The sequence below is a fragment of the Corallococcus terminator genome (assembly GCF_003611635.1).
In the GTDB taxonomy this organism is placed as follows: domain Bacteria; phylum Myxococcota; class Myxococcia; order Myxococcales; family Myxococcaceae; genus Corallococcus; species Corallococcus terminator.
Map to the genome: position 1 here is coordinate 1 of NZ_RAVZ01000067.1, position 20,181 is coordinate 20,181.

At 68.2% G+C, this 20,181-nt stretch carries 20 protein-coding genes; 8 read left to right on the forward strand and 12 right to left on the reverse strand.

The window, feature by feature from the left end; all coding sequences use genetic code 11:
• Both D7V88_RS12455 and ybiA read left to right on the forward strand, forming a co-directional pair.
• A partial coding sequence (locus tag D7V88_RS12455) for a zinc-binding dehydrogenase (protein ID WP_147448705.1) occupies window positions 1-492 on the forward strand: 492 nt, incomplete at its 5' end.
• Window positions 493-541: 49 nt separating this feature from the next.
• Window positions 542-985 (forward strand): riboflavin biosynthesis intermediates N-glycosidase, encoded by a 444-nt coding sequence (ybiA, locus tag D7V88_RS12460; RefSeq protein WP_120540860.1) that lies wholly within the window; start codon window positions 542-544, stop codon window positions 983-985.
• Here ybiA and D7V88_RS12465 read toward each other — a convergent pair.
• The 5 genes from D7V88_RS12465 to D7V88_RS12485 form a co-directional block, all read right to left on the reverse strand.
• Entirely contained in the window at window positions 951-1,427 is a 477-nt protein-coding gene (locus tag D7V88_RS12465) for a DoxX family protein (protein WP_120540861.1), read from the reverse strand. The genes ybiA and D7V88_RS12465 overlap by 35 nt on opposite strands.
• Window positions 1,428-1,569: 142 nt before the next feature.
• The gene (locus tag D7V88_RS12470; protein ID WP_120540862.1) at window positions 1,570-2,076 is read right to left on the reverse strand and encodes a hypothetical protein; all 507 of its coding nucleotides are present in this window, start codon (window positions 2,074-2,076) and stop codon (window positions 1,570-1,572) included.
• A 32-nt stretch (window positions 2,077-2,108) separates the two neighbouring features.
• On the reverse strand, window positions 2,109-2,627 hold the full coding sequence (locus D7V88_RS12475; RefSeq protein WP_208726251.1) for an RNA polymerase sigma factor: 519 nt from the start codon (window positions 2,625-2,627) through the stop codon (window positions 2,109-2,111).
• Window positions 2,628-2,782: 155 nt separating this feature from the next.
• Complete coding sequence (gene poxB, locus D7V88_RS12480) at window positions 2,783-4,519, reverse strand: ubiquinone-dependent pyruvate dehydrogenase (protein WP_120540863.1); 1,737 nt, start codon at window positions 4,517-4,519, stop codon at window positions 2,783-2,785.
• Between the two features lie 129 nt (window positions 4,520-4,648).
• Window positions 4,649-5,665 (reverse strand): zinc-binding alcohol dehydrogenase family protein, encoded by a 1,017-nt coding sequence (locus D7V88_RS12485; protein WP_120540864.1) that lies wholly within the window; start codon window positions 5,663-5,665, stop codon window positions 4,649-4,651.
• 87 nt (window positions 5,666-5,752) lie between these two features.
• On the opposite strand from D7V88_RS12485, the gene D7V88_RS12490 reads away from it, so the two are divergent.
• The gene (locus D7V88_RS12490; RefSeq protein ID WP_120540865.1) at window positions 5,753-6,118 is read left to right on the forward strand and encodes a winged helix-turn-helix transcriptional regulator; all 366 of its coding nucleotides are present in this window, start codon (window positions 5,753-5,755) and stop codon (window positions 6,116-6,118) included.
• A gap of 10 nt (window positions 6,119-6,128) precedes the next feature.
• Here the strand turns inward: D7V88_RS12490 and D7V88_RS12495 are convergent, their stop codons facing one another.
• Window positions 6,129-6,647 (reverse strand): hypothetical protein, encoded by a 519-nt coding sequence (locus D7V88_RS12495; RefSeq protein WP_147448706.1) that lies wholly within the window; start codon window positions 6,645-6,647, stop codon window positions 6,129-6,131.
• A 101-nt stretch (window positions 6,648-6,748) separates the two neighbouring features.
• Window positions 6,749-8,143 (reverse strand): right-handed parallel beta-helix repeat-containing protein, encoded by a 1,395-nt coding sequence (locus tag D7V88_RS12500; RefSeq protein WP_120540867.1) that lies wholly within the window; start codon window positions 8,141-8,143, stop codon window positions 6,749-6,751.
• Between the two features lie 210 nt (window positions 8,144-8,353).
• Here D7V88_RS12500 and D7V88_RS12505 point away from each other — a divergent pair, with 210 nt between their 5' ends.
• Window positions 8,354-8,656 carry a helix-turn-helix domain-containing protein gene (locus tag D7V88_RS12505; RefSeq protein WP_120540868.1) on the forward strand — a complete coding sequence of 101 codons (303 nt, stop codon included), beginning with the start codon at window positions 8,354-8,356 and terminating at the stop codon, window positions 8,654-8,656.
• Window positions 8,657-8,666: 10 nt separating this feature from the next.
• On the opposite strand, the gene trhA is transcribed toward D7V88_RS12505, so the two are convergent.
• Window positions 8,667-9,323: a PAQR family membrane homeostasis protein TrhA gene (gene trhA / locus D7V88_RS12510; RefSeq protein WP_120540869.1), complete on the reverse strand. Its 657-nt coding sequence runs from the start codon at window positions 9,321-9,323 to the stop codon at window positions 8,667-8,669.
• Window positions 9,324-9,450: 127 nt separating this feature from the next.
• On the opposite strand from trhA, the gene D7V88_RS12515 reads away from it, so the two are divergent.
• Entirely contained in the window at window positions 9,451-10,089 is a 639-nt protein-coding gene (locus tag D7V88_RS12515) for a TetR/AcrR family transcriptional regulator (RefSeq protein WP_244238113.1), read from the forward strand.
• A 65-nt stretch (window positions 10,090-10,154) separates the two neighbouring features.
• Here the strand turns inward: D7V88_RS12515 and D7V88_RS12520 are convergent, their stop codons facing one another.
• The 3 genes from D7V88_RS12520 to D7V88_RS12530 all read right to left on the reverse strand — a co-directional run bounded on the left by D7V88_RS12520 (window position 10,155) and on the right by D7V88_RS12530 (window position 15,431).
• Window positions 10,155-10,991, reverse strand: coding sequence for an Ig domain-containing protein (locus tag D7V88_RS12520; protein ID WP_120540870.1), 837 nt, complete (start codon window positions 10,989-10,991; stop codon window positions 10,155-10,157).
• A gap of 274 nt (window positions 10,992-11,265) precedes the next feature.
• Window positions 11,266-13,179, reverse strand: coding sequence for a propionate--CoA ligase (locus D7V88_RS12525; protein ID WP_120540871.1), 1,914 nt, complete (start codon window positions 13,177-13,179; stop codon window positions 11,266-11,268).
• Between the two features lie 194 nt (window positions 13,180-13,373).
• Window positions 13,374-15,431 carry a LamG domain-containing protein gene (locus tag D7V88_RS12530; RefSeq protein ID WP_244238114.1) on the reverse strand — a complete coding sequence of 686 codons (2,058 nt, stop codon included), beginning with the start codon at window positions 15,429-15,431 and terminating at the stop codon, window positions 13,374-13,376.
• Between the two features lie 297 nt (window positions 15,432-15,728).
• On the opposite strand from D7V88_RS12530, the gene D7V88_RS12535 reads away from it, so the two are divergent.
• The 3 genes from D7V88_RS12535 to D7V88_RS12545 all read left to right on the forward strand — a co-directional run bounded on the left by D7V88_RS12535 (window position 15,729) and on the right by D7V88_RS12545 (window position 19,255).
• Complete coding sequence (locus D7V88_RS12535) at window positions 15,729-17,135, forward strand: DUF2380 domain-containing protein (protein ID WP_120540873.1); 1,407 nt, start codon at window positions 15,729-15,731, stop codon at window positions 17,133-17,135.
• A complete protein-coding gene (locus tag D7V88_RS12540) occupies window positions 17,132-17,602 on the forward strand; it encodes an NUDIX hydrolase (RefSeq protein ID WP_120540874.1) in 471 nt (156 codons plus the stop codon). The genes D7V88_RS12535 and D7V88_RS12540 overlap by 4 nt, the downstream gene beginning before the upstream one ends.
• 177 nt (window positions 17,603-17,779) lie before the next feature.
• The gene (locus D7V88_RS12545; RefSeq protein WP_208726253.1) at window positions 17,780-19,255 is read left to right on the forward strand and encodes a DUF2252 domain-containing protein; all 1,476 of its coding nucleotides are present in this window, start codon (window positions 17,780-17,782) and stop codon (window positions 19,253-19,255) included.
• Between the two features lie 9 nt (window positions 19,256-19,264).
• Here D7V88_RS12545 and D7V88_RS12550 read toward each other — a convergent pair whose 3' ends face one another.
• A complete protein-coding gene (locus D7V88_RS12550; protein ID WP_120540875.1) occupies window positions 19,265-20,173 on the reverse strand; it encodes a MerR family transcriptional regulator in 909 nt (302 codons plus the stop codon).
• Window positions 20,174-20,181 lie beyond the last annotated feature (8 nt).

Sequence of the window (20,181 nt, forward strand, 5' to 3'; positions counted from 1 at the left end):
GGGCTGGGCCACATGGGGGTGAAGTTCGCACGGGCACTGGGCGCGCACGTCGTGGTGTTCAGCCACACCGACCGGAAGAAGCAGGACGCATTCCGGCTGGGGGCGCACGAGGTGGTCGTGTCGTCAAAGCCGGAGGAGATGGCCGCCCAGGCGGGCAAGTTGGACTTCATCCTGGACACCGTCTCCGCGAACCACGACGTCAACGCCTACCTGGAGCTGTTGAAGCGCGACGGGCATCTGGTCCTCGTGGGGTTTCCGGGGAAGCCGCTGGAGGTGGCCGCCGTCTCGCTCCTGTCCCGGCGCGCGAGCTTCTCCGGCTCCGCCTCGGGCGGCGTGCCGGAGACACAGGCCATGCTCGACTTCTGCGGCGAGCACGGCATCGTCTCCGACATCGAGCTGATCCCCATCCAGGGCATCAACGACGCCTTCGAGCGGCTTCAGAAGGGCGATGTGAAGTACCGCTTCGTCATCGACCTGAAGAGCCTGGCGTAGCCAGCGGGGGCCCGGGTGCGCGAAGCTCGGCCCCCTCACGGGGGACCCCATGGCGGAAGTGATCCACTTCTACAGCGTGACGGATGATTACGGGTGGTGCTCGAACTTCGCGCCCTACCCCATCGAGGCCCGGGGCAAGACCTGGCCCACCACCGAGCACTACTTCCAGGCCCAGAAGTTCCAGGACGCCAAGGACCAGGAGGAGATCCGCCGCGCCAACTCCCCGATGCTCGCGGCGCGCATGGGGAGGGATCGCAAGCGCAAGCTGCGGCGCGACTGGGAGTCGGTGAAGGTGGCCGTGATGCGCGAGGCCCTCCAGGCGAAGTTCACCCAGCACGAGGACCTCGCCCGTCTGCTCCAGGCCACCGGCGATGCGAAACTGGTGGAGCACACCGAGAACGACGACTACTGGGGCGACGGCGGGGACGGCAGCGGCGGCAACATGCTGGGCCGCCTGCTCATGGAGCTTCGCGAGTCGTCACGGAAGGCGTAGCGCGCATCGCGAGCATCGGGCGGAACGCCGCCCGGTACGTCCAGGCCAGGAAGATTTCGATGGCCAGCAACACGACGGCGAGCCCCGTGCCTTCCGGCGCAAGGAACGCGTGGAACGCGAAGATGTTGACGAGGACGGGGGCGATGAGCGCCAGCGCCAGCGGCACGAAGCGGTTGGCCAGCAGCAGCACCGCCACCAGCACCTCCGTGCCCTTCACCAGTTGGAACAGGTAGCCGGTGTCCATCATCGCCTTGCTGAAGGCCATGGCCCCTTCCGGGGGAAGCTTCGCCGGCGGCGGCACGAAGTTGAGGAAGCCATTCAGGCCCGCGAAGAGGAAGAGGGCCCCCATCAACACACGGGCCACCGTGGGCAGGAAGCGGGTCAACGACTTCTTCGGCTGTGCTTCCACTGCGTCGATCCTGGATGGCGTGGCGGTTCCCATGACGTGCTCCTGAAGGCGTGCTGCGGGTTCGGGGGTTCGGCGGTTCGGTCGAGGCCCTGCCTCTACATCCACGTCGACTGAACCGCTTCCGAATCGACATGCCCTCCATTTTTCTCCGCCGGGGGGCCTTCGCCCCCCCACGTCACGCCTGGGGGGACACCTGCGGCCGGGTCTGCCCGCGCAGCTTCACCACCTGGTACGTGGCGCCACTGAGGAACGCCACCAACAGGACCGCCAGCGCCGACTGCACCAGCGGGTGCTGGGGGCTGTCCGCGAGCGGCTGGCCCGCGGGCAGGCGGGTCAGCGTCTCATTGATGCCCGGCACCAGCAGCACCATGAAGCTGGCCGAGTAGGTCAGCATCCGCAGATAGGTCGTGGCGCGTCCATCCGCCGGTCGGGGAGCCAGCGCCCCCACCGCCATCAGCAGCAGCGCGAGCAGCCCCAGCCCATGGCCCGGGTTGAAGCCGCCCGTACTGGACAGCCCGAAGGACGTCACCACCGACGTCACCATGCTGACGATGTAGGCCTTTCCCACGCGGTTCGTGGGGTCGATCCGCCCGTCGCGCACGAAGCCCCAGACGCCGAAGACGATGGGAGGAAGACTGACCACGGTGTGGATGATGCCGAGCAGGGACATGGGGTTCGCCATGGGAGGACTCCGGACAGCAATGGGATTGAAAATCAGGCCAGCAGGTATTCGCGAATCATCACGCGGGCGCGGTGCAGACGGCTCTTCACCGCGGGCACATCCAGTTCCAGGCGCTCGCCAATCTCGCGGATGGACAGCTCTTCGAAGTCACGCAGCAACACGACCTGCACGTAGTGCGGAGGCAGCGACTCCATCGCCGCCGCCAGATCCATCCGCAGCGAGTCCGGCGTATGCGCGGCCATCCACTGGTCGACGAGCGCCTCCTCGTACGGGTCCTGCTTGAAGGCGACGCGGCCCAGCCGGCGGCACTCGCGCTGCACCACCTTGAACATCCAGCCGGAGAACGACGCCAGCTTCCGCACCGCGCCCAGGTGGCGCGCCATCACGAGCAGCGCCTCCTGGACCGCGTCGTCCACGTCGCTGATGAGGCAGCGCTGCTGTGCGTACCGCCGGAGGTTCGGGCGGTAGACGTGGAGCAGTTGGACCATCGCGTCGCGGTCCCCGGCGTGGGCCGCGAGCAGCATCGCGTTGGGAGGCGTGGGCGAATCCATGGCGCTTCTTCGGACCTCGTGCGGCGGGGAAAATCCCCCTACGCACGATAAGAGGCAGCCACCGGCCGATTGGATTCGCGGCCCTGTTTATTTTTTCCGGCCCCCGGCGCCGAAGCGGCCAACCCCTTGGAACCTCAGGCCTTCTCCCCCAGGCCTCACCTCCAGAGGTTGGTGCGCGCCAGCTCCAGCACTTCATTGGTGCGGCCGTTGAGCAGGGCCTTCACGCCGAACAGGGTGAAGCCGGCGGCCATGGCGACGGTGATTTTCGGCGGCATCACCAACTCCGCCTTGCTGACGACGGCGTCCACCAGCACGGGGCCCGGCGTCGCGAGCGCCTGCTGCACCGCCGCGTCCACGTCGCCCGGGTCCTCCACGCGCAGGCCCTTGATGCCCACGGCCTCCGCCAGCGCGGCGAAGTTGGGATTGCGCAACCCGGTGCCCACGTCGAGCATGCCGCCCACCTGCTGCTCCATCGCCACGAAGCCCAGGGAGCTGTTGTTGAACACCACGACCTTGATGGGCAGCTCCAACTGCACGAGGCTGATGAAGTCCCCCATCAACATCGTGAAGCCGCCGTCCCCGGAGAAGGAGATGACCTGCCGGTCCGGGAAGGCCTTCTGCGCGCCAATCGCCTGCGCCAGCGCGCTGGCCATGGAGCCGTGGTTGAACGAGCCCACCAACCGCCGCTGGCCCTTCATCGTCGCGTAGCGCGCGGCCCACACCGTGGGCAGGCCCACGTCACAGGTGAAGATGGCGCTGTCGGACGCCTGGAGGTCGAACGCGCGGGCCACCTGCGGCGGATGGATGGGTTTGCGGCCCACCGAGCCCCGTCCCAGCCCGTCCAGTTCCTCCCGCGTCTTGCGGTAGTGCGCCAGGGCGCGCTCCAGGTGCTTCGTGTCCTTCTTCGCCTCGATGCGGGGCAGGAGCGCCTGCACCGTGGCGGCCACGCTGCCCACCACGCCCAGGTCCACCCGCGTGCGCTTGCCGATGTTCTCCGCGCGCAGGTCCACCTGGATGATGTGGGTGTCCGCCGTGTCTGGATAGAACTGCCGGTAGGGGAAGTCCGTGCCCAGCATCAGGAGCACGTCGCAGTCGATCATCGCCCAGTAGCCGGACGCGTAGCCGATGAGGCCCGTGAGCCCCACGAAGTGCGGGTTGTCCTTCTCCACGAACTCCTTGCCCCGGAGCGCGGAGACGACGGGCGCCTGGAGCTTGCGCGCCAGCTCCACCACCTGAGGCCCCGCGCCCTCGCAGCCCGCGCCACACAGCAGCGTCACTCGCGCCCCGCTGTTGAGCAGCGCAGCCATCTGCTGCACCTGTTCGGCGGAGGGCGTCACCTGGGACGGGGACATCGCCAGGGACTCGGGCGTGGGAGCCCGAGCGTCCTCCGCCTTCTGGAGCGCGACGTCGCCAGGGAGCACCACCACGGACACGCCTCGCTTGCCCACGGCGTTGCGGATGGCGATCTCCGACGTGCGTTGCATCTGGTTGGCCGCGGAGACGAGCTCGCAGTAGTGGCTGCATTCGCGGAAGAGCGACTCCGGATGCGTCTCCTGGAAGTAGCCGGTGCCCAGCTCCGAAGACGGAATCTGCGCCGCGATGGCCAGCACCGGCGCCCGGCTGCGGTGACAGTCATAGAGGCCGTTGATGAGGTGCAGGTTGCCGGGGCCGCAGCTTCCGGCGCACACCGCGAGCTGCCCGGTCAGGTGCGCCTCGGCGCCCGCCGCGAAGGCCGCGGCCTCCTCGTTGCGCATGGACACCCATTCGATGTCACCGCGCTTGCGCAGGGCCTCGGAGAGGGCGTTGAGGCTGTCGCCCACCACCCCGTAGATGCGCTTCACGCCCGCGAGCGCCAGGACTTCCGCGAACTGGTCCGCCACCGTCTTCTTCATGGTCCACACCTCGCCAGGGCCCGTTCAACGCTTGGCGAAGATGTGCACCGTCCCCACACCCCGCGACCGGGCAGGCGGGCGTTGCCAAGGCCAGGCTGGCTGCTCGCCCGACCCTGGCGTTCGCGTGGCTCAGGGGAAGCCGCTGAGGACGATCTTCCCCACGGTGCGACCGGTCTCCACGGCCGCGTGCGCGCGACGCAGGTTCGCGGCGGTGATGGGGCCGAAGTCCTGCGCCATCGTGGTCTTGACCGTGCCCGCGTCCACCAGGTCCGCCACGGCGTCGAGCAGCCGCTGCTGGGAGAGCGGATCCGCGTTGAAGAGCGAGCGGGTGAACATGAGCTCCCAGTGGAGCGCCAGGCTCTTGCGCTTCATCGCGGACACGTCGAGCGGCGACTGGGGGTCGTCGATGATGCCCAGTTGCCCGAAGGGCGTCATCGCCTCCACGAGCTGCGGGAAGTGCTGCTCCGTCGCCGTCAGCGCCAGGACGTAGCGGACGCCTTCCGGCACCACCGCCAGGACCTGCTTCGCCAGGGGCTGCCGGTGATCCACCACGTGGTGCGCGCCCTGGGCGGTGCACCACGCCACCGTCTCCGGACGCGAAGCGGTTGCGATGACGGTGAGGTTCGTGAGCTGGCGGGCAAGCTGGGTGGCCAGGGAGCCGACGCCGCCCGCGCCTCCCACGATGAGCACCGCGTCCTTCGGGCCGCCCTTCTCACGGGAGACCCCGAGCCGTTCGAACAGCAGCTCCCAAGCAGTGATGGCGGTGAGGGGCAGCGCGGCGGCCTGGGCGAACGACAGGCTGCGGGGCTTGCGGCCGACGATGCGCGCATCGACGACGTGCAGCTCGGAGTTGGTGCCGGGCCGGGCGATGGAGCCCGCGTAGTAGACCTCGTCCCCGGGACGGAAGCGCTTCACGTCGGCGCCCACGGCCTCCACGACGCCCGCGGCATCCCAGCCGAGCACGCGCGGTTCGGTCTCCACCTTCTCCTTGGGGGCGCGCACCTTGGTGTCCACGGGGTTGACGGACACCGCGTGCACGCGCACGAGCAGGTCGCCGGGTCCGGGAGTGGGCGCGGGCAGCTCCACGTCGACGAGGGCTTCGGGGTGGTCGCTGGGGAGGTACTTGTAGAGGGCAACGGCTCGCATGGGAGTCTCCTTGCGTGCCAACATCGTCCTGAAGGTGGATGCGGACAAGTACGCACTATTTCGGCCGGTAGGCACGAAAAGGGAACCATGGCCCGGCACAAGACCTACGAATGCTCCGCGGGATGCCCTGTCTCCGCGACGCTGGACCTGATTGGCGGCAAGTGGAAGGGACTCATCCTCTACCACCTGCTCGAAGGCACGCTGCGCTTCGGGGAGCTGCGCAAGTGCATCCCGGACGTGACGCAGCGGATGCTGACCCAACACCTGCGCGAGTTGGAGGCGAGCGGGCTCGTGCACCGGAAGGTGTACGTGGAAGTCCCGCCGCGCGTGGAGTACAGCCTCACCGCGCAGGGACAGACGCTGCGCGAGGTCATCCTCGCGCTGAAGCACTGGGGTGAAGCGTATCTGGGTCAGAAGGGCCGCAAGCGGACGCTGACCGCCGTGGCCCGGTGACGCGAGACGCTCAGAACGGCCGGAGTCCTCCATCTGACCCGAGCGTCCAGGAGGTGTCGAAACCATCCGTGATCGACGTCTCCGCGCCCTCCTTCTTGCAGGAGAGCAACAGGGAATACGCATCCCTGGGACTCATGCCCGCCAGCTCAATCGCACGAGCCTCGGGATCTTTGAAAACCGCATTGTTGACGAGCGCCTCCTGACAGACCCTGGGGGCGACCGCGTGCATGCGATACAGCGCGCTCATCTGGTGGCTTTCTCCCCGGACTCTCATGAAGAACAACAGCGCGAACACCACCGAAACCAACGCGACACCGCGTGCCCAGCCCCGCACCCGGAAACACAGCGCCAGGACAGCCAGTGCCGTGGCGATGGACGCGGTGTAGCGGTCAATCCCCCACAGGTGCAGCAACAAGCCCATGGGAAGCAACGCGAGCCACACAAACCCAACCAGAACAAGCAGCAGCGACACGACCGGCACACCGCGCCATCCCAACCATCGCACCCGCAGCTCCTTCCACATCCTCATGCCAGGAATCTAGCCGCAGGCCCCCCCTGGGAGCCAAGGTCTAATCCCAGGCGGGTGGACCTTCTTCAGGCCCACCCGCCCGGATTCACCGCATCACCGGCTCACAGCACCGTGGTGCAAATGTTCGGCTCGGAGCTGTTGCCCAGCGCATCCGTCGCCACGGCCGTCACGCCCGACAGCACCGGCAGGGCGAAGGGTACAGTGAGTGAATAGGTGCCCAGCCCCAGGAAGGTGGTTGTCGCCGTCGCGGTCCCCAGGTACATCTTGTCGTCCTCGCCCAGGATGGCGGGCAGACAACTGGGGCTGCGGTAGAGGTCCACGGTGAAGGTGGACGAAGGCGTGCTGCTCATCGTCCCCTGGATCAACGTGGTCGAGACCAGGTTGAGGACGGCGTTGATGTCCGGCTTGTTCTGCAAGGTGTTGGGCCCCGTGTCCGGGTCGAACAGGTCGTTGGCGGTGTTGCCGTCATTGCCCAGGTCGATGCCACGACCGATGTTCTGGTTGCTGGAGTTGCCTCGCACCGTGTTGCGCAGCGACGTTGCTCCGATGACGACGACCCCTGGAGCGCCGTTGTAGGCGATGCGGTTGGCCTGACCGGTGGCCACGCCGCCCACCCGGGTGTCCGACGTGTCCTCGATGAACACCCCGCTGCCCGCATTGCCCAACGGCAACGTCCCCGTCGGATTCGTTCCGATGCTGTTCCCATACAGCGTCGCGAAGCCGGCGCCGTTCTCCAGGTACACGCCATGCGACCCATTGCCAGCAATCACATTGCCAGCCCCCGTCACGGCGCCTCCGACGACGGTCAGCGGACCTCCGATGAGGTGGATGCCCGCGTCCCCGTTGCCCAACGGAGTGGTGCCCGCCGCGGTCGTCCCGATGAAGTTGCCGAGGATGAGATTGCCGCTCGCGCCGGCCGTCACCACGATGCCATCCCCCGTGTTGCCGGAAATGACATTCCGGGCACCGGCTGTCACACCGCCAAGGGTGTTATTGGATGAGCTGACGGTAATCCCTACCCCATTGCCCCGGGCAAGGACACCCGTGGCGTCGGTGCCGATGTAACACCCCTGGATGGTGTTGCCGCCGGAGCCCACCAGGAGCACGCCCGCGGAGAACCGGTTGATCGTGAGGCCCTGGAGGGTGTTGCCCGAGGAAGCGAACCGGAAGGCCGAGCTGCCGGAGACGATGCCATCCAGTTCGACGACGGGAACACCCGCGTAGCCCGGCTGCGTCGTTCCATCGATGGTCACCGTGTCGGTGACCGTGGGCAACGCGGAGAGCACGACGATCGTCCTGATGCCGGCCCCCGGGATGTTGAAGGCGATGGTGTCCGCGCCCGCCGCCGCGTTCGCGGACGTGAGGGCGGTCCGGAGCGAACCCGCCCCCGAATCCGCCGTGCTCGTCACGGTGAAGGTTGCCGCCAGGAGCGGACCCGGTCCGAGCATTGCCAGCGTGATGCCCGACAGGGCCAGGGTTTGTGTGAGTTTCGACATGGTGCACGACTCCTTGCCTGGAGACGCAACGGCACTGTTCTTGCGCAGGATTGTTTTCGCGTGCCGCTACTTGAGGCGTGTTTCAAGTAACGGAGCGTCCCACCGGGCGACGTCAGCCATTTTCTGTCAGTCATTGAGCGACCGACGGATCCCTGGCAAGGAAGACAAGACGGGGCCTGTCCAGCGGCGGCGCTGGCAAGGGGGAGGACCATGTCGGATTCCATCGCCAGTGGAGGCGTTGCGCCGCCGGCCGCGGTGACTCGCGCGGTGGAGGACTTCGCGCGCCTGCACGGGCTCAGCCGGCGCGAGACACAGGTGGTGCTCTTCGCCGCGCGCGGGCTCGCGACGAAGGCCATCGCGAGCGAGCTGGGCATTGGCTACAAGACCGTCTCGCAGTACTGGACCCGGGCGTGCCAGAAGGTCCGGTGTTCAGGACACGCGGAGCTGCTGGCGGCGCTGCTGCACCATGCGCTGGAGGCCACGGCGCCCCCCACCGAGCCACACCGGCGCTGAAGACGACGCCCTACCCCGCCGCGCGCACCATCTGGAGGACCAGCACGAAGTGGAAGCCCGCGCCCACGATGGTCAGCGCGTGGAAGACCTCGTGGTAGCCGAAGACGCCGGGGATGGGGTTGGGGCGCTTGAAGGCATACGCCAGCGCGCCCGTTGTGTACGCGATGCCCCCGGCGATGATGAGCCCGCCGCCACCGGCGCCCAGCGCGCGGAAGACCTCACCGAAGTACGGCATCATGATCCACCCCACCGCGACCGCCAGCGCCGCCGTGATGAACTTCGGCGCGGCCACCCAGAAGAGCGATTGCAGGATGCCGACGAGCGCCCCGACGTAGATGTAGAGCATCAGCCGGTTGCCCAGCTCCTCCGGCAGCCCCAGCATCGCGACGGGCGTGTACGTGCCCGCGATGAGCAGGAAGATGGCCGCATGGTCCATCCGCCGCATCCACGCTCGGCCCTTCGGTGCCCAGTTCACGCGGTGGTAGGTCGCGCTGATGGCGAACAACCCCACCAGGCTCAACGAATACAGCGCCGAAGCCAGCGCGGTGCGCGGCGTGGGCGCCAGCGCCACCAGCACCACCCCTGCCCCCACCGCGAACGCCGCCGCCCACTGGTGCAGCACGCCCCGCAGCTTCGGCTTGTCCAACGCCAGGACCGCCGTGGTCATGAGCACACCCCGCGGGCCGCGATATCCTGGAAGACGAAGCACTTCATGACGGTGACGACTCCTCGTCTTCCTACGAAATGGTAGGTTTCGGGCAGGTAAGTTACGTGTGGGTAGGTTCGAGGTCAACTTGAAGAAGAAGCAACGGCTGACGGGCGCGGAGCGCCGGGTCCAGTTGATGGAGGTCGGGCGGTCGGTCTTCGCCTCGAAGGGCTACGAGGCCACTTCGATTGAAGAGGTCGCCCAGCAGGCAGGCGTGTCCAAACCCATCGTCTACGAGCACTTCGGCGCGAAGGAGGGGCTGTACGCGGCCATCGTGGACCGGGAGATGGAGGACCTGGTGGCGCGCGTGTCGCAGCGCATCGCGCAGGGGACGCCCCGGGAGCGCTTCGAGGAGGCCGTGCTGGCGTTCATGGGCTACGTGAAGGAGGAGCCCGCCGGCTTCGCGGTGCTGACGCGCGACTCACCCACGGCGGTGGCGCGGCGCGGGCTGACGCGTGTCATCGACGACCTGGCGCAGCGCGTGGGGGACGTCTTCCGCAGCGAGTTCGAGCGCGCGGGCTATTCCTCCAAGGTCGCGCCCATCTACGCCAACGCGCTTGTCGGCATGGTGACCCAGGTGGGGCACTGGTGGGCCGCGGAGGGCAAGGCGTTCTCCACGGAGAACGTGGCCCGGCATGTGGCGGCGCTCGGGTGGATGGGATTGCGGCACCTGCCCAAGGACCCCAGCGCGCCCGGCGTGAAGCGTGAGCCGAAGCGGCGGGGTTGAGCCCGCGAACCCGCTGGCGGGCCCGTCCACGCAAGGACGGGCACCGCCACGAACCTGCGCGGTGATTAGCAGCCGGTCAGCCAGACCTTGAGCGATTCCAGGCGGCGTCCCCCGCCCGTCGTTCCCGCGATGGCCCCACCCGAGCGCGTGCCCTGCCAGCCAATGCCTTCGACGTGGGCGTTGTAGTTGACCTGGCAGCCAGCGGGAGCCCCTGACAGCCAGATGCGGACCGCTTCCATCTGGCGGCTCTGGCCCGTCGTTCCGGCGGTGGCACCGTTGGCGTACTCGCCCGTCCACCCCACGCCGCCCAGGTGCACCGTGTAGTGGATGGACACGCCCGGCATGCTGAGCAGGTACAACTGCAGCGCCTCCGCGCGAAGCTCCAGTCCCCATGTGCCCGACATCACACCGTCCAGCACCCACTTCTCCCACCCGTAATCCTCGGTGTGAAGCCGGTAGCGGACCCCGGGGTAGCAGTCCATGGCGAGCTGATAGGTGCCGGTCTGGGTGGAGGTGTTGCCCCGGACCGTCGCGTAATAGGTGCCCGGATGCAGGTAGGCCTGGATGTAGGAAGCGGCCCCCACGCCACTGTCGTTGTCCTCGGCGATGAGCGTCGTGGTGCTGCTCGGGCCATAGAGCGACAGGTACGTGTCCGTCAGCGTCCCCGCGATCGTCTGGAACCTGCACTTGCCGCCGGCAGCAGAGTAGGAGTGCGTATACCGGGCGCCCGGCGAGGAGATCTGACCCGACTGCGTCAGCGCCCCCTGGGACGTCTCCAGCACTTCCTGCGCTTCGGGCGCGGCCGGTGCCTCTTCCAGTTCGGGGCCACAGCCCGTCACCATGAACGCCAGGGCCGCCACGGACATCCACGCACCACGCGCCAGGACCTTGAAACCAATCATTGGAGTCTCCACTCGGATTGAATCGGATTGGGCCGATGTCAGGGCATGCGCCGGTGCGCCAGGGTGGAGGCCGGCCCGACAGGGCACGACGCGGCGACCGCCACCAGGCGTGGGTTCACGACTTCATGTTCCCGGATGCTCCCCAACAGGGCTTCGGAAGAAAAACGACCACCGTCACTTTTCTTCAAAGAAATCCCAAGAATCCTGCTTAGACACCGAATCTCTACCTTGAACTGGGACGTGAACGGACGTCGTCAGTCCTCCCCGGACCCGACTACTCCTTGGGTCCCCGCGCCTTCATGGCGGCCTGGATACCTTCCAGCGCGGTGGGATCCTCGATGGTGGTGAGGTCGCCCGGCTCGCGCGCCTCGGCCACGGCCTGGATGCTGCGGCGCAACAGCTTGCCGGAGCGCGTCTTGGGCAGGTTGGCCACCAGGTGCACCTGGGCGGGGCGGGCCACGGCGCCCAGCGTGCGGCCCACGGTGTCCATCACCTCGCGCTCCAGCGCGGCGCGGTCCTCGTCGCGTTGCAGGCGGGTGGGGTCCTTGGGCACGGCGAAGGCCATCACCACCTGGCCCTTGAGGTCGTCCTTCACGCCCACCACCGCCACCTCCGCGATGGCCGGGTGACCGCTGATGGCCTCCTCGATTTCACGCGTGCCCAGGCGGTGGCCGGCCACGTTGATGACGTCGTCGGTGCGCCCGAGGATGAAGTAGTCGCCGTCCTCGTCGCGCGTGGCCCAGTCGAACGTGTTGTAGACAGGTGTTTCAAAGCTGGAGAAGTAGGTGGAGACGAAGCGCTCGTCGTCGCCCCACACCGTGGACAGACACCCTGGCGGCAGCGGCGGTTCAATCACCAGCACGCCCTTCTGGTTCGGGGCCGTCACCTCCGCGCCGCTCAGACCATCCAGCAACTTCACGCGGAAGCCGTAGATGGCCGCGCCGGGAGAGCCCAGCTTGCGCGGACGCGCCTGCACCCCGGGAACGGGCCCGAGGATGGGCCAGCCCGTCTCCGTCTGCCAGTAGTTGTCCAGCACCTTCGTGGCGGGCAGCGCCTCCGAAATCCACGCGTGCGTGGGCGCGTCCAGCGGCTCTCCCGCGAGGAACAGGTAGCGCAGGCGGGAGGTGTCGTGGCGCTTCAGGAAGGACGCGTCCTGCTTCTTGAGGACGCGGATGGCGGTGGGCGACGTGAACATCACGCTGACCTTGTGCTCCTCCACCAGCCGCCACCAGATGCTGGCATCCGGCCGGATGGGCAGGCCTTCATAGAGCACCGTCGTCATGCCATTCAGCAGCGGGCCATAGACGATGTACGAGTGGCCCACCACCCAGCCGATGTCGCTGGCCGTGAACATCACCTCGCCGGGCTGGCCCGTGTAGATGTGGCGCATGGAGGCCGCCAGGGCCACCGCGTAGCCGCCCGTGTCGCGCTGCACGCCCTTGGGTTTCCCGGTGGTGCCGGACGTGTAGAGGATGTAGCTGGGCTCGGAGGACTCCAGCCATTCCACGGGCACCTGGGCACCTTCGTGCTTCTGGCCCAGCGTGGCGAAGTCCACGTCGCGTCCTGGCGCGAGCGAAGTACCGGGGACGAGCCCCCGGTTGAACACCAGCACGTGCGCGGGCGGGTGCTGGGCGAGTGTCAGCGCCTCATCCACCAGGGGCTTGTAGGGAACCACCCTGCCGGCGCGCATGCCCGCATCCGCGGTCACCAGCAGCACGGGTCGTGCGTCGTCGATGCGCATCGCGAGGCTGTGCGCCGCGAAGCCGCCGAACACCACGGAGTGGATGGCGCCCAGGCGCGTGCAGGCCAGCAGCGTGAAGACAGCCTCGGGCACCATGGGCATGTAGACGATGACGCGGTCGCCGCGTCCCACGCCCAATTCGCGCAGCATGGCCGCCACGCGGTTCACCTCCGCGTGGAGCTGCGCATAGGTGTACTGGCGCCGCTGGTCGGTTTCGGTGGACTCGAAGATGAGCGCGGGCTGCTGGGCACGCGTGGCCAGGTGCCGGTCCACCGCGTTGTGGCACAGGTTGGTGCGGCCCCCGACGAACCAACGCGCGAAGGGAGGGCGCGAGGCATCGAGCACCTGGTCGAACGGGCGCTCCCAGTCGATGAGGCGGGCCTGCTCGGCCCAGAACGCATCCGGCTGGTCGAGGGAGTGCCGATAGAAGTCCTCGTAGCTGCCCATGCGTTCACTCCGTCGTGGGTGGGTGTCCATCACGATAGGGGTGGGCCTGCCGGAGAGGAAACCCTTCGGGTCCACGCGCGGGCGTGGTTGTCCTTCAGGCATCACGCGAGCCCCACGGGAATACACACCCGAGCCGCGCCCGCGACCCCCGCCTGAGCGGGAGCCCCGGGACGCGGAAGAAGACGGTGCGAACGTCAGCAGCCGGCCGGCCTCTGGGTGAGGGCGTAGACGAAGAGCGCGAAGTTGGCCACGAGCTGGAGGATCACGATGGCCACGTAGGCGCCTCCCGTGGCCCACAGCGCGGCGACCTGCAACAGGAGCATGGCGCAGTTGGCGGCGATGGTGAACCAACTGCCCGTCAACACGGCGCCGAAGATCTTGCCCAGGGTCCCCGCCGTGTAGAACGCCTTGATGATCCGGATGATGCTGTCGGCGTCCTGGACGGAGCTCTCCGCCACGCTCTTCACCGTGTTGAGCAGGGCGGTGCTCTCCGTGACGGCCTTCTGGATGGGGGAGATGAGCCGGGCGCCAGCGAAGCCCACACCGAACGCCGCCAGCAGCATGGAGAAGCCGGTCGCGGCCACGGTGACGATCCACCCGATGCACTCGGTGTTGACGCTCAACTGCATCCGGCCGGCTTCCACCTTGCCCTTCGCGGTGTGGTGGTAATAGACGAAGTGGTTGCCCTCCACCTGGCCGGTGAAGGCGCCCACGGGCGCGCCACCGGGTCCGCCCACCCGCGCCAGCCCCTGGTACAGGTTGTCGCGGGAGAGCGACCGCATCCGCTCACGCGTCGACTCGGGAAGGGTGGCCAGCAGGGGCTCCAGGGAAGCAAGGACGGCCTGCGCTTGGTCCTGCGTCAGCAGCTTCTGCGCGGGGAAGGCCACCGGCTGCGCGAAGCTCATCTGGGCGGAGGGCAACGGCGGGTCGGCCTTCGCCAGTTGCTGCGCCGCGACGTCCGAGCCCGGGGGCGGCGTGGAGTCCGACGGCGGCGTGACGACGATGCTGGGGGTGGCCGTGTTGTGGAACAGCGGCGGGTTGCCGGTCACCTGGTTGCTCAGGACGGTGCCGTTCCACGCGTAGTACGCCACGCAGCCGTCGACGTCGCTGGGGTCCTGCGACATGTACTGCTGCACCTCGCTGGCGGAGAGCGCCCGGGACCAGAGCCCCGCTGCCTGGAGGTGGCCCTGGAAGTCGTAGGCGGCCCCGCCCGCGACGCGGGAGCTGGGCTGGGCGCCGAACAGCCAGACGGGCTGCGCCAGCGTCGGCTGGACGACCCCGGGGATCTCCAGGGTGAGTTCGCCGTCCAGATAGAGGATGAGCGTGCTGCCGTCATAGGTGGCCGCCAGGTGGTGCCACGCGCCGGGGGGCAACCGCGTGATCTTCCCCCAGCCACGCTTGCCGTCGGTGACGTACCCGGAGGTCTGGAGGTTGTACCCGGTCTCGTCCCACTGCAGGCCCAGCGTGAAGCCCTCGTTGCTGACGCTGTCCAGACACGCGAACAGGGTGTGCGAATCCGCCTGGTAGGGAGAGGGCGCTTCCAGGTGGAACCACGCGTGCACGCTGAAGGGGCCGCCATCCGCCGACATCGTGAGGCCATCGCGGGGCGAGGGCTGCGCCGCCGCGTTCACCAGCCGCAGCGACGGGGCCAGCATCACCACCTGCGCGCCGTTCAGGAGGCTGGCCTGGCCCAGGTTGTGTCCGGAGACGTCCACGCTGGAGCCGTCGCTGAAGCTGTAGCAGGCGGCGAGCGTCGGGTCCGGCTGCGGCACGTCCCACACCGGCTTGAGCTGGTCTCCGGAACGCGCGGCGGACCAGAAGGCGACGTTGAAGAACTGCGCGTCGCAGCTCATTCCCAGCACGAACGGCGTCGTGCTGCGGGTGATGTTGGACTGGCTCCCTTCGATGAGGACCGTGCCGTCCACGTACACCGTGTATTCGCCGGCGCTGGTGCCGGTCGACTCGAAGTTGATCAGGACGTACTGCCACTCGTCGGGCCGCAGTTCGAGCCCCGAGAGCTGACGCGACGACATGCCCGGGAGGCTGAACGTCAACTGCAGGCCGTGCAGCCCCAGGAACCAGTTCGAGCCGGACCCCAGCAACTTGCCGTCGTAGATTGGGGCGCGCGGGCGCAGCCAGAAACCGACGGCGTAGGACGTGCTACCGCTCAGGTCGAGCGGGCACTGCCCGCCGAACTGGACGTACTGGCCGTAGCGAACGTCGGCCGTGCCGTACTGATACATGGGTCGCATGGTGTGGGCTCCAGGTTGAGAGGAAGGCCCGCGCCCGGCGGAGGTGACGGGCGTCAGGACCGCCTCCACGCAAGAGCAAGGGGCGCGCCATCGCGTGCGCGCTCGTGCTCCCTCGGAGCCGCGCGACGCGAGCACATCGCGTGCGTCCTGGCGTCACGCGGCCGAGTCAGGCCGGGACGCAAACCGCGAACGGGTTGCTCATTGATGGAGGCATCCCGAGAGAGTGAGTGACAGCATCTCTCTCGGAGGCCTGGAGCGCGGTTGCCTTTTCCTCTCGCGAACAGGCGATCATGGGCCATGCGAGCAGGAGCCCTGGTGTTGAGCGTGGCACTACTGACCACGGGATGTGCCTCTCCATCTCCGGGTCCCGGACGGAGGATGCGGCTGAACCATGCGCGGCACGTGGTTTCGGGTCCTCCGGTGGAGGTACCGGAGCCACGGTCACGGGGTCAGCATCCAGGAGACCTGGGTGGGCAGGACGCGACGCCGACCCATCAGGCGGTCCTCGATGCCATCGCCGACGTGAAGGGCTCCACGGAGAGCATCGCCCGCGCGTTGTCGAAGCTGGGTTCGCGCGGCGACTGGGACGTGTTCACCCGTTACACCGACTACGGCTCCCGTCAGTTGCCCTGGCTTCGCGGCGCACAGAGGAGCGTCGCGCTGCTGGCGAACACGTCCGAAGCGGTCGCGGATGCGGACATGGCGGTGGGCCTGCTGCGGATGACGGGTCCACGGCTCCAGGCCGCCATGTCCGGCGCCATGCTGCTCGCGGCGTGGCTCGACTTCCTCCGGCTGGCGGAGGCGGTGCGGGAGCAGTGTCCGTTCTATGGGACCGAGCGCCTGTTCGTGGACATGGACCGCGTGCAGAAGTTGATCGAACCCTCCATGACGGCGCTCGCTTCGCTGGAGCCCGAGCAGGTGGAGGCCACCGCCCGTGCGCTTCCCGTGCTGATGGCGCAGCTCACCCACGAGTTCCAGTCCATCCAGGAGGGCGCACGGGTGGCATCGGAGCGCGCGGGGAAGGTCATCGCGGTGGCGCAGTTCATGGAGATGCTCACCCTGGTTTCCACCCTGAGGATGTCACTTCCCAGGCTTCCCCCCGCGGCGCCCGCCATGCTTGGCGTGGGACTCGTGATGGGCTCCGGCGGCGTGATGACGGGCACGCGCGTGGTCGTCTCCGCTGAGTGGGTGGAGAGGATGCGCAGGCTGGTGCAGGCGGGCGTCATCTCCGTGCCCGCCGTCAGCTCCGCCATCCGCATCCACGCCGGTCAGGTGATGATGGCGCAGCCGAACCGGGAGTTGCCCCAGGGTGTACGCGACGCGCTGGGCGACAGTCCCGAGGTCCGCGGCATGCACGAGACCGGCAGGGCCGGAGCCGGCATGTCCGATGCGCCGAAGCACCATGTCCTGCCGCGGGAACACCGGGAGTGGTTCGAGAAGCGCGGCTTCAAGGGCGCCATGGATATCGATCAGTTCTGCGTCAGGATGGAGAAGTCACACCACGAGGCGATTCACGGTGGAGGCGACTGGCGCCTGGGTCGAATGTGGGCTGGCGAGTGGAACAGGATGATCATGGGTCGACTTCGAGACGCAGAATCCGCAGTCGGCAGGATGTTGACGCGAAACGAGATCTTGAACATCGTCGCGGCGCATATGCAGGCGGCCGACATTCCGATGAACTTCATTCGGGGAGGACGACGATGACCGACGGCCGTTCCTGGCAGGGCAACTGGAAGGTTCGCCTGCATGAACGGGTCCGCGAGCGGGGGTTCGCTTCGCTCACCGCTTTTGCCAAGGCCCGTCCCACCGCATCACTGGTGGCGCTGGCCGAAGAGCTGGGCAGGGATGACATCGCAGGGGTCCAGGTGTTGAGCGGACTGCTCGCCGAAGCGGAACAGCGAAAGCAGGTCACGCGCTTCGAGCGCGATGTGCTCGTGCGCATGTTGTCCCAGGACCTCCCCCATGGATGGCCCGCCGTACTGGACGACGCGAACCGCTTCGCGGTCGCCAAGGCACTCAGTGGCTGGATTGCCTACACCCCTGAAGACCATCAAGCACGCGCAAGACGGATCATGATGGGACTTCTCTCCCATCCGCCTCCACCTGGATGGCGCCCGCTGAGCCCCGACGACGAGCTTCTGCTCACGCTCCTGCCTGACGAAGAAGCCTGAGGCTTCTGGCGTCCTCAGCAGCGCTGCGAATGCTGGGGGCTCACATCACCCGTGACGCTCGCCCAGGGGTGAACACTCCGTGCCCGTCCGCCCTCCGGCCGGGATGATTTTCCAGCGCAAGACGCTTCCCGTCCGACCCCGGCGCCACCACCTTCGCGCCGAGGAGTCACACACCCCATGGATGCGGACGGCACATCGGAGTTGGGAGCCGCGAAGGTTCCCCTCGTGTCCACCCAGAAGCAGCAGCGCGTTCGTCGCCCCCCGAAGAAGCTCAAACCCTCACGGCTGCACGAGGTGGACTTCCGGAGCGTGGACGAACGCATGGACTCCGGCCGGGCCCTGCGCAAGCGCTGCCCGCGCAGCAGCCACGCTGCGTGGAAGCCGTTCCGGGGCCGCGACCCGCTGGCGCAGTTGAAGGAATCCGACGCCACCCGGCTGCCCTGGCTGGTGCCCGTGCGGCACGAGCGCATGTCCGAATCCCCCTTCGCCTTCCTGCGCGGCACACCCTTCGCCATGGCGCGCGACCTGGCGCACACGCCCCACAGCGGCCTGCGCAGCCAGATCTGCGGCGACGCGCACCTGAGCAACTTCGGCCTGTTCGGCACGCCCGAGCGCAACCTCATCTTCGACCTCAACGACTTCGACGAGACGCTCCCCGGCCCCTTCGAATGGGATGTGAAGCGTCTGGCCGCCAGCTTCGTCGTGGCCGCGAAACAGAACGGCCTGGGCGGCCGCTGCGGCAGGAAGGCCGCGCGCAAGGCGGTGGAGTCCTACCGCCTGATGATGCGCGAGCTGACGACGCGGAGCCTGCTGGACGTGTGGTCGTTGCACGTGGACGCGAAGGAGCTGCGGCGCGCCGAGTCCGAGGACACCGCGAAGCTCGCCGCAGAAGCCGTGGAGAAGGCGAAGCGCCGCACCAGTGCGCACGCGGTGGAGAAGCTCACCGTGGAGCGCAACGGCCAGCGCCACCTGGCCTACCAGCCTCCCCTCCTCTTCCCCCTGTCGGCGGTGAAGATGGATGTGTCCTCCGAGGAGCTGGAGCGGCGCATCAAGGAGCTCACGGTGGGCTACCTCGCGTCGCTGGACGGCGCGGTGCGCGACCTGTGTCTGCGCTACCAGCGCAAGGAGTGGGGCTTCAAGGTCGTGGGCGTAGGCAGCGTGGGATTGCAGGCCTACGTCGTGCTCTGCGAAGGCAACGGCGGAAAGGATCCCCTGGTGTTGCAGTTGAAGGAGGCGAAGGCCTCCGTGCTGGAGCCCTACCTGGGCCCCAGTGAGTTCGGCAGCGCGGGGGAGCGCGTGGTGGTGGGCCAGCGACGCATGCAGGCCTTCTCCGACCTCTTCCTGGGTTGGACGGAAGTGGAGGGCATGGGTGCCTTCTATGTGCGCCAGTTGCGCGACATGAAGGGCGCGCTGGACGCGGAGAAGATGGATGCCCCGGTGTTCCTGGACTACGCGGACGCGTGCGGCTCGACGCTCGCGCGAGCCCATGCGCGCACCGGGGATGCCGCCCTCATCGCCGGATATCTGGGCAGCAGCGAGCACTTCGATGTAGCCGTCGCGGAGTTCGCCTGCACCTATTCGGATCAGGTGGACGAGGACTATGGGCGCTTCATCGACGCCCAGGCGAAGGCCATCGAAGCGCTGGCGGGCTGACACAGGCCTTCAGCCCGAAAGGCGCGTCCAGTCGTCCTCGTGCATGAACAGCCTCACGCCCAGGCGCTCGCACACGTCCGCGTGCGCCTGGGCCGCGGGGCCGCCCACCCAGACGGGCAGCTCCTTCGGCAATGCCTCACGCAAGCGCCGGAGCACGTCCTCGAACACCGTGGCACCCCGGTTCGTCACCGCCGACAGGCCCACCACGTCCGGACGGGCCCTCGCCACCGTCTCTCCCAGGCCCTCCGCCGGCACGCGCTGCCCCAGCAGCGTCACCCGCACGCCCGCGTACCGCAGCCGCAGCGCCGCCCCCAGGAGGCCCAGTTCGTGCTCCTCCTCCGGGAAACAGGCCAGCACCGCGTGCTTGCGACCTCCCTCGGGCGCGCCGTGCAGCAGGCTCACCAGCCGCTCGCGCACCACCTGCGTCACCAGGTGCTCCTGCGCCACCGACAACGTCCCCGCGTGCCAGCGCTCGCCCACCTCGCGCTGCACCGGCACGAGCACGTCCTCGAACGCGCGCAGGGGCGGCAGGGCCGACAACACCTGGTCCAGGATGCGGGAGACGCGCGGCTGGTCATACGCCTCCGCCGCAGCCATCACCGCCGCGCGCCACGACGTGGGCTGCGCTCCCCCGGCACCACCGGCCCGTTCCTCCCGGACCGGCGGCTCCGGCACGGTGTCCAGCTCCGCCATCAACTGGGGCAGCAGTTTCGCGGCCTCGCTGATGGCCACGCCTTCGTCCGTCAGCGCCTTGAGCCGCTTGAGCAGCGCGACGTCGCGGTCGGTGTAGACGCGGTAACCCGCTGGCGTGCGCTCCGGGACGAGCACCCCGTAGCGGCGCTCCCAGGCCCGGATGAGTTCCACGCGGACCCCTGACAGCTCCGCGGCGATGTGGATGCGATAGGTGCGCTCAGCCATGGTGCTTC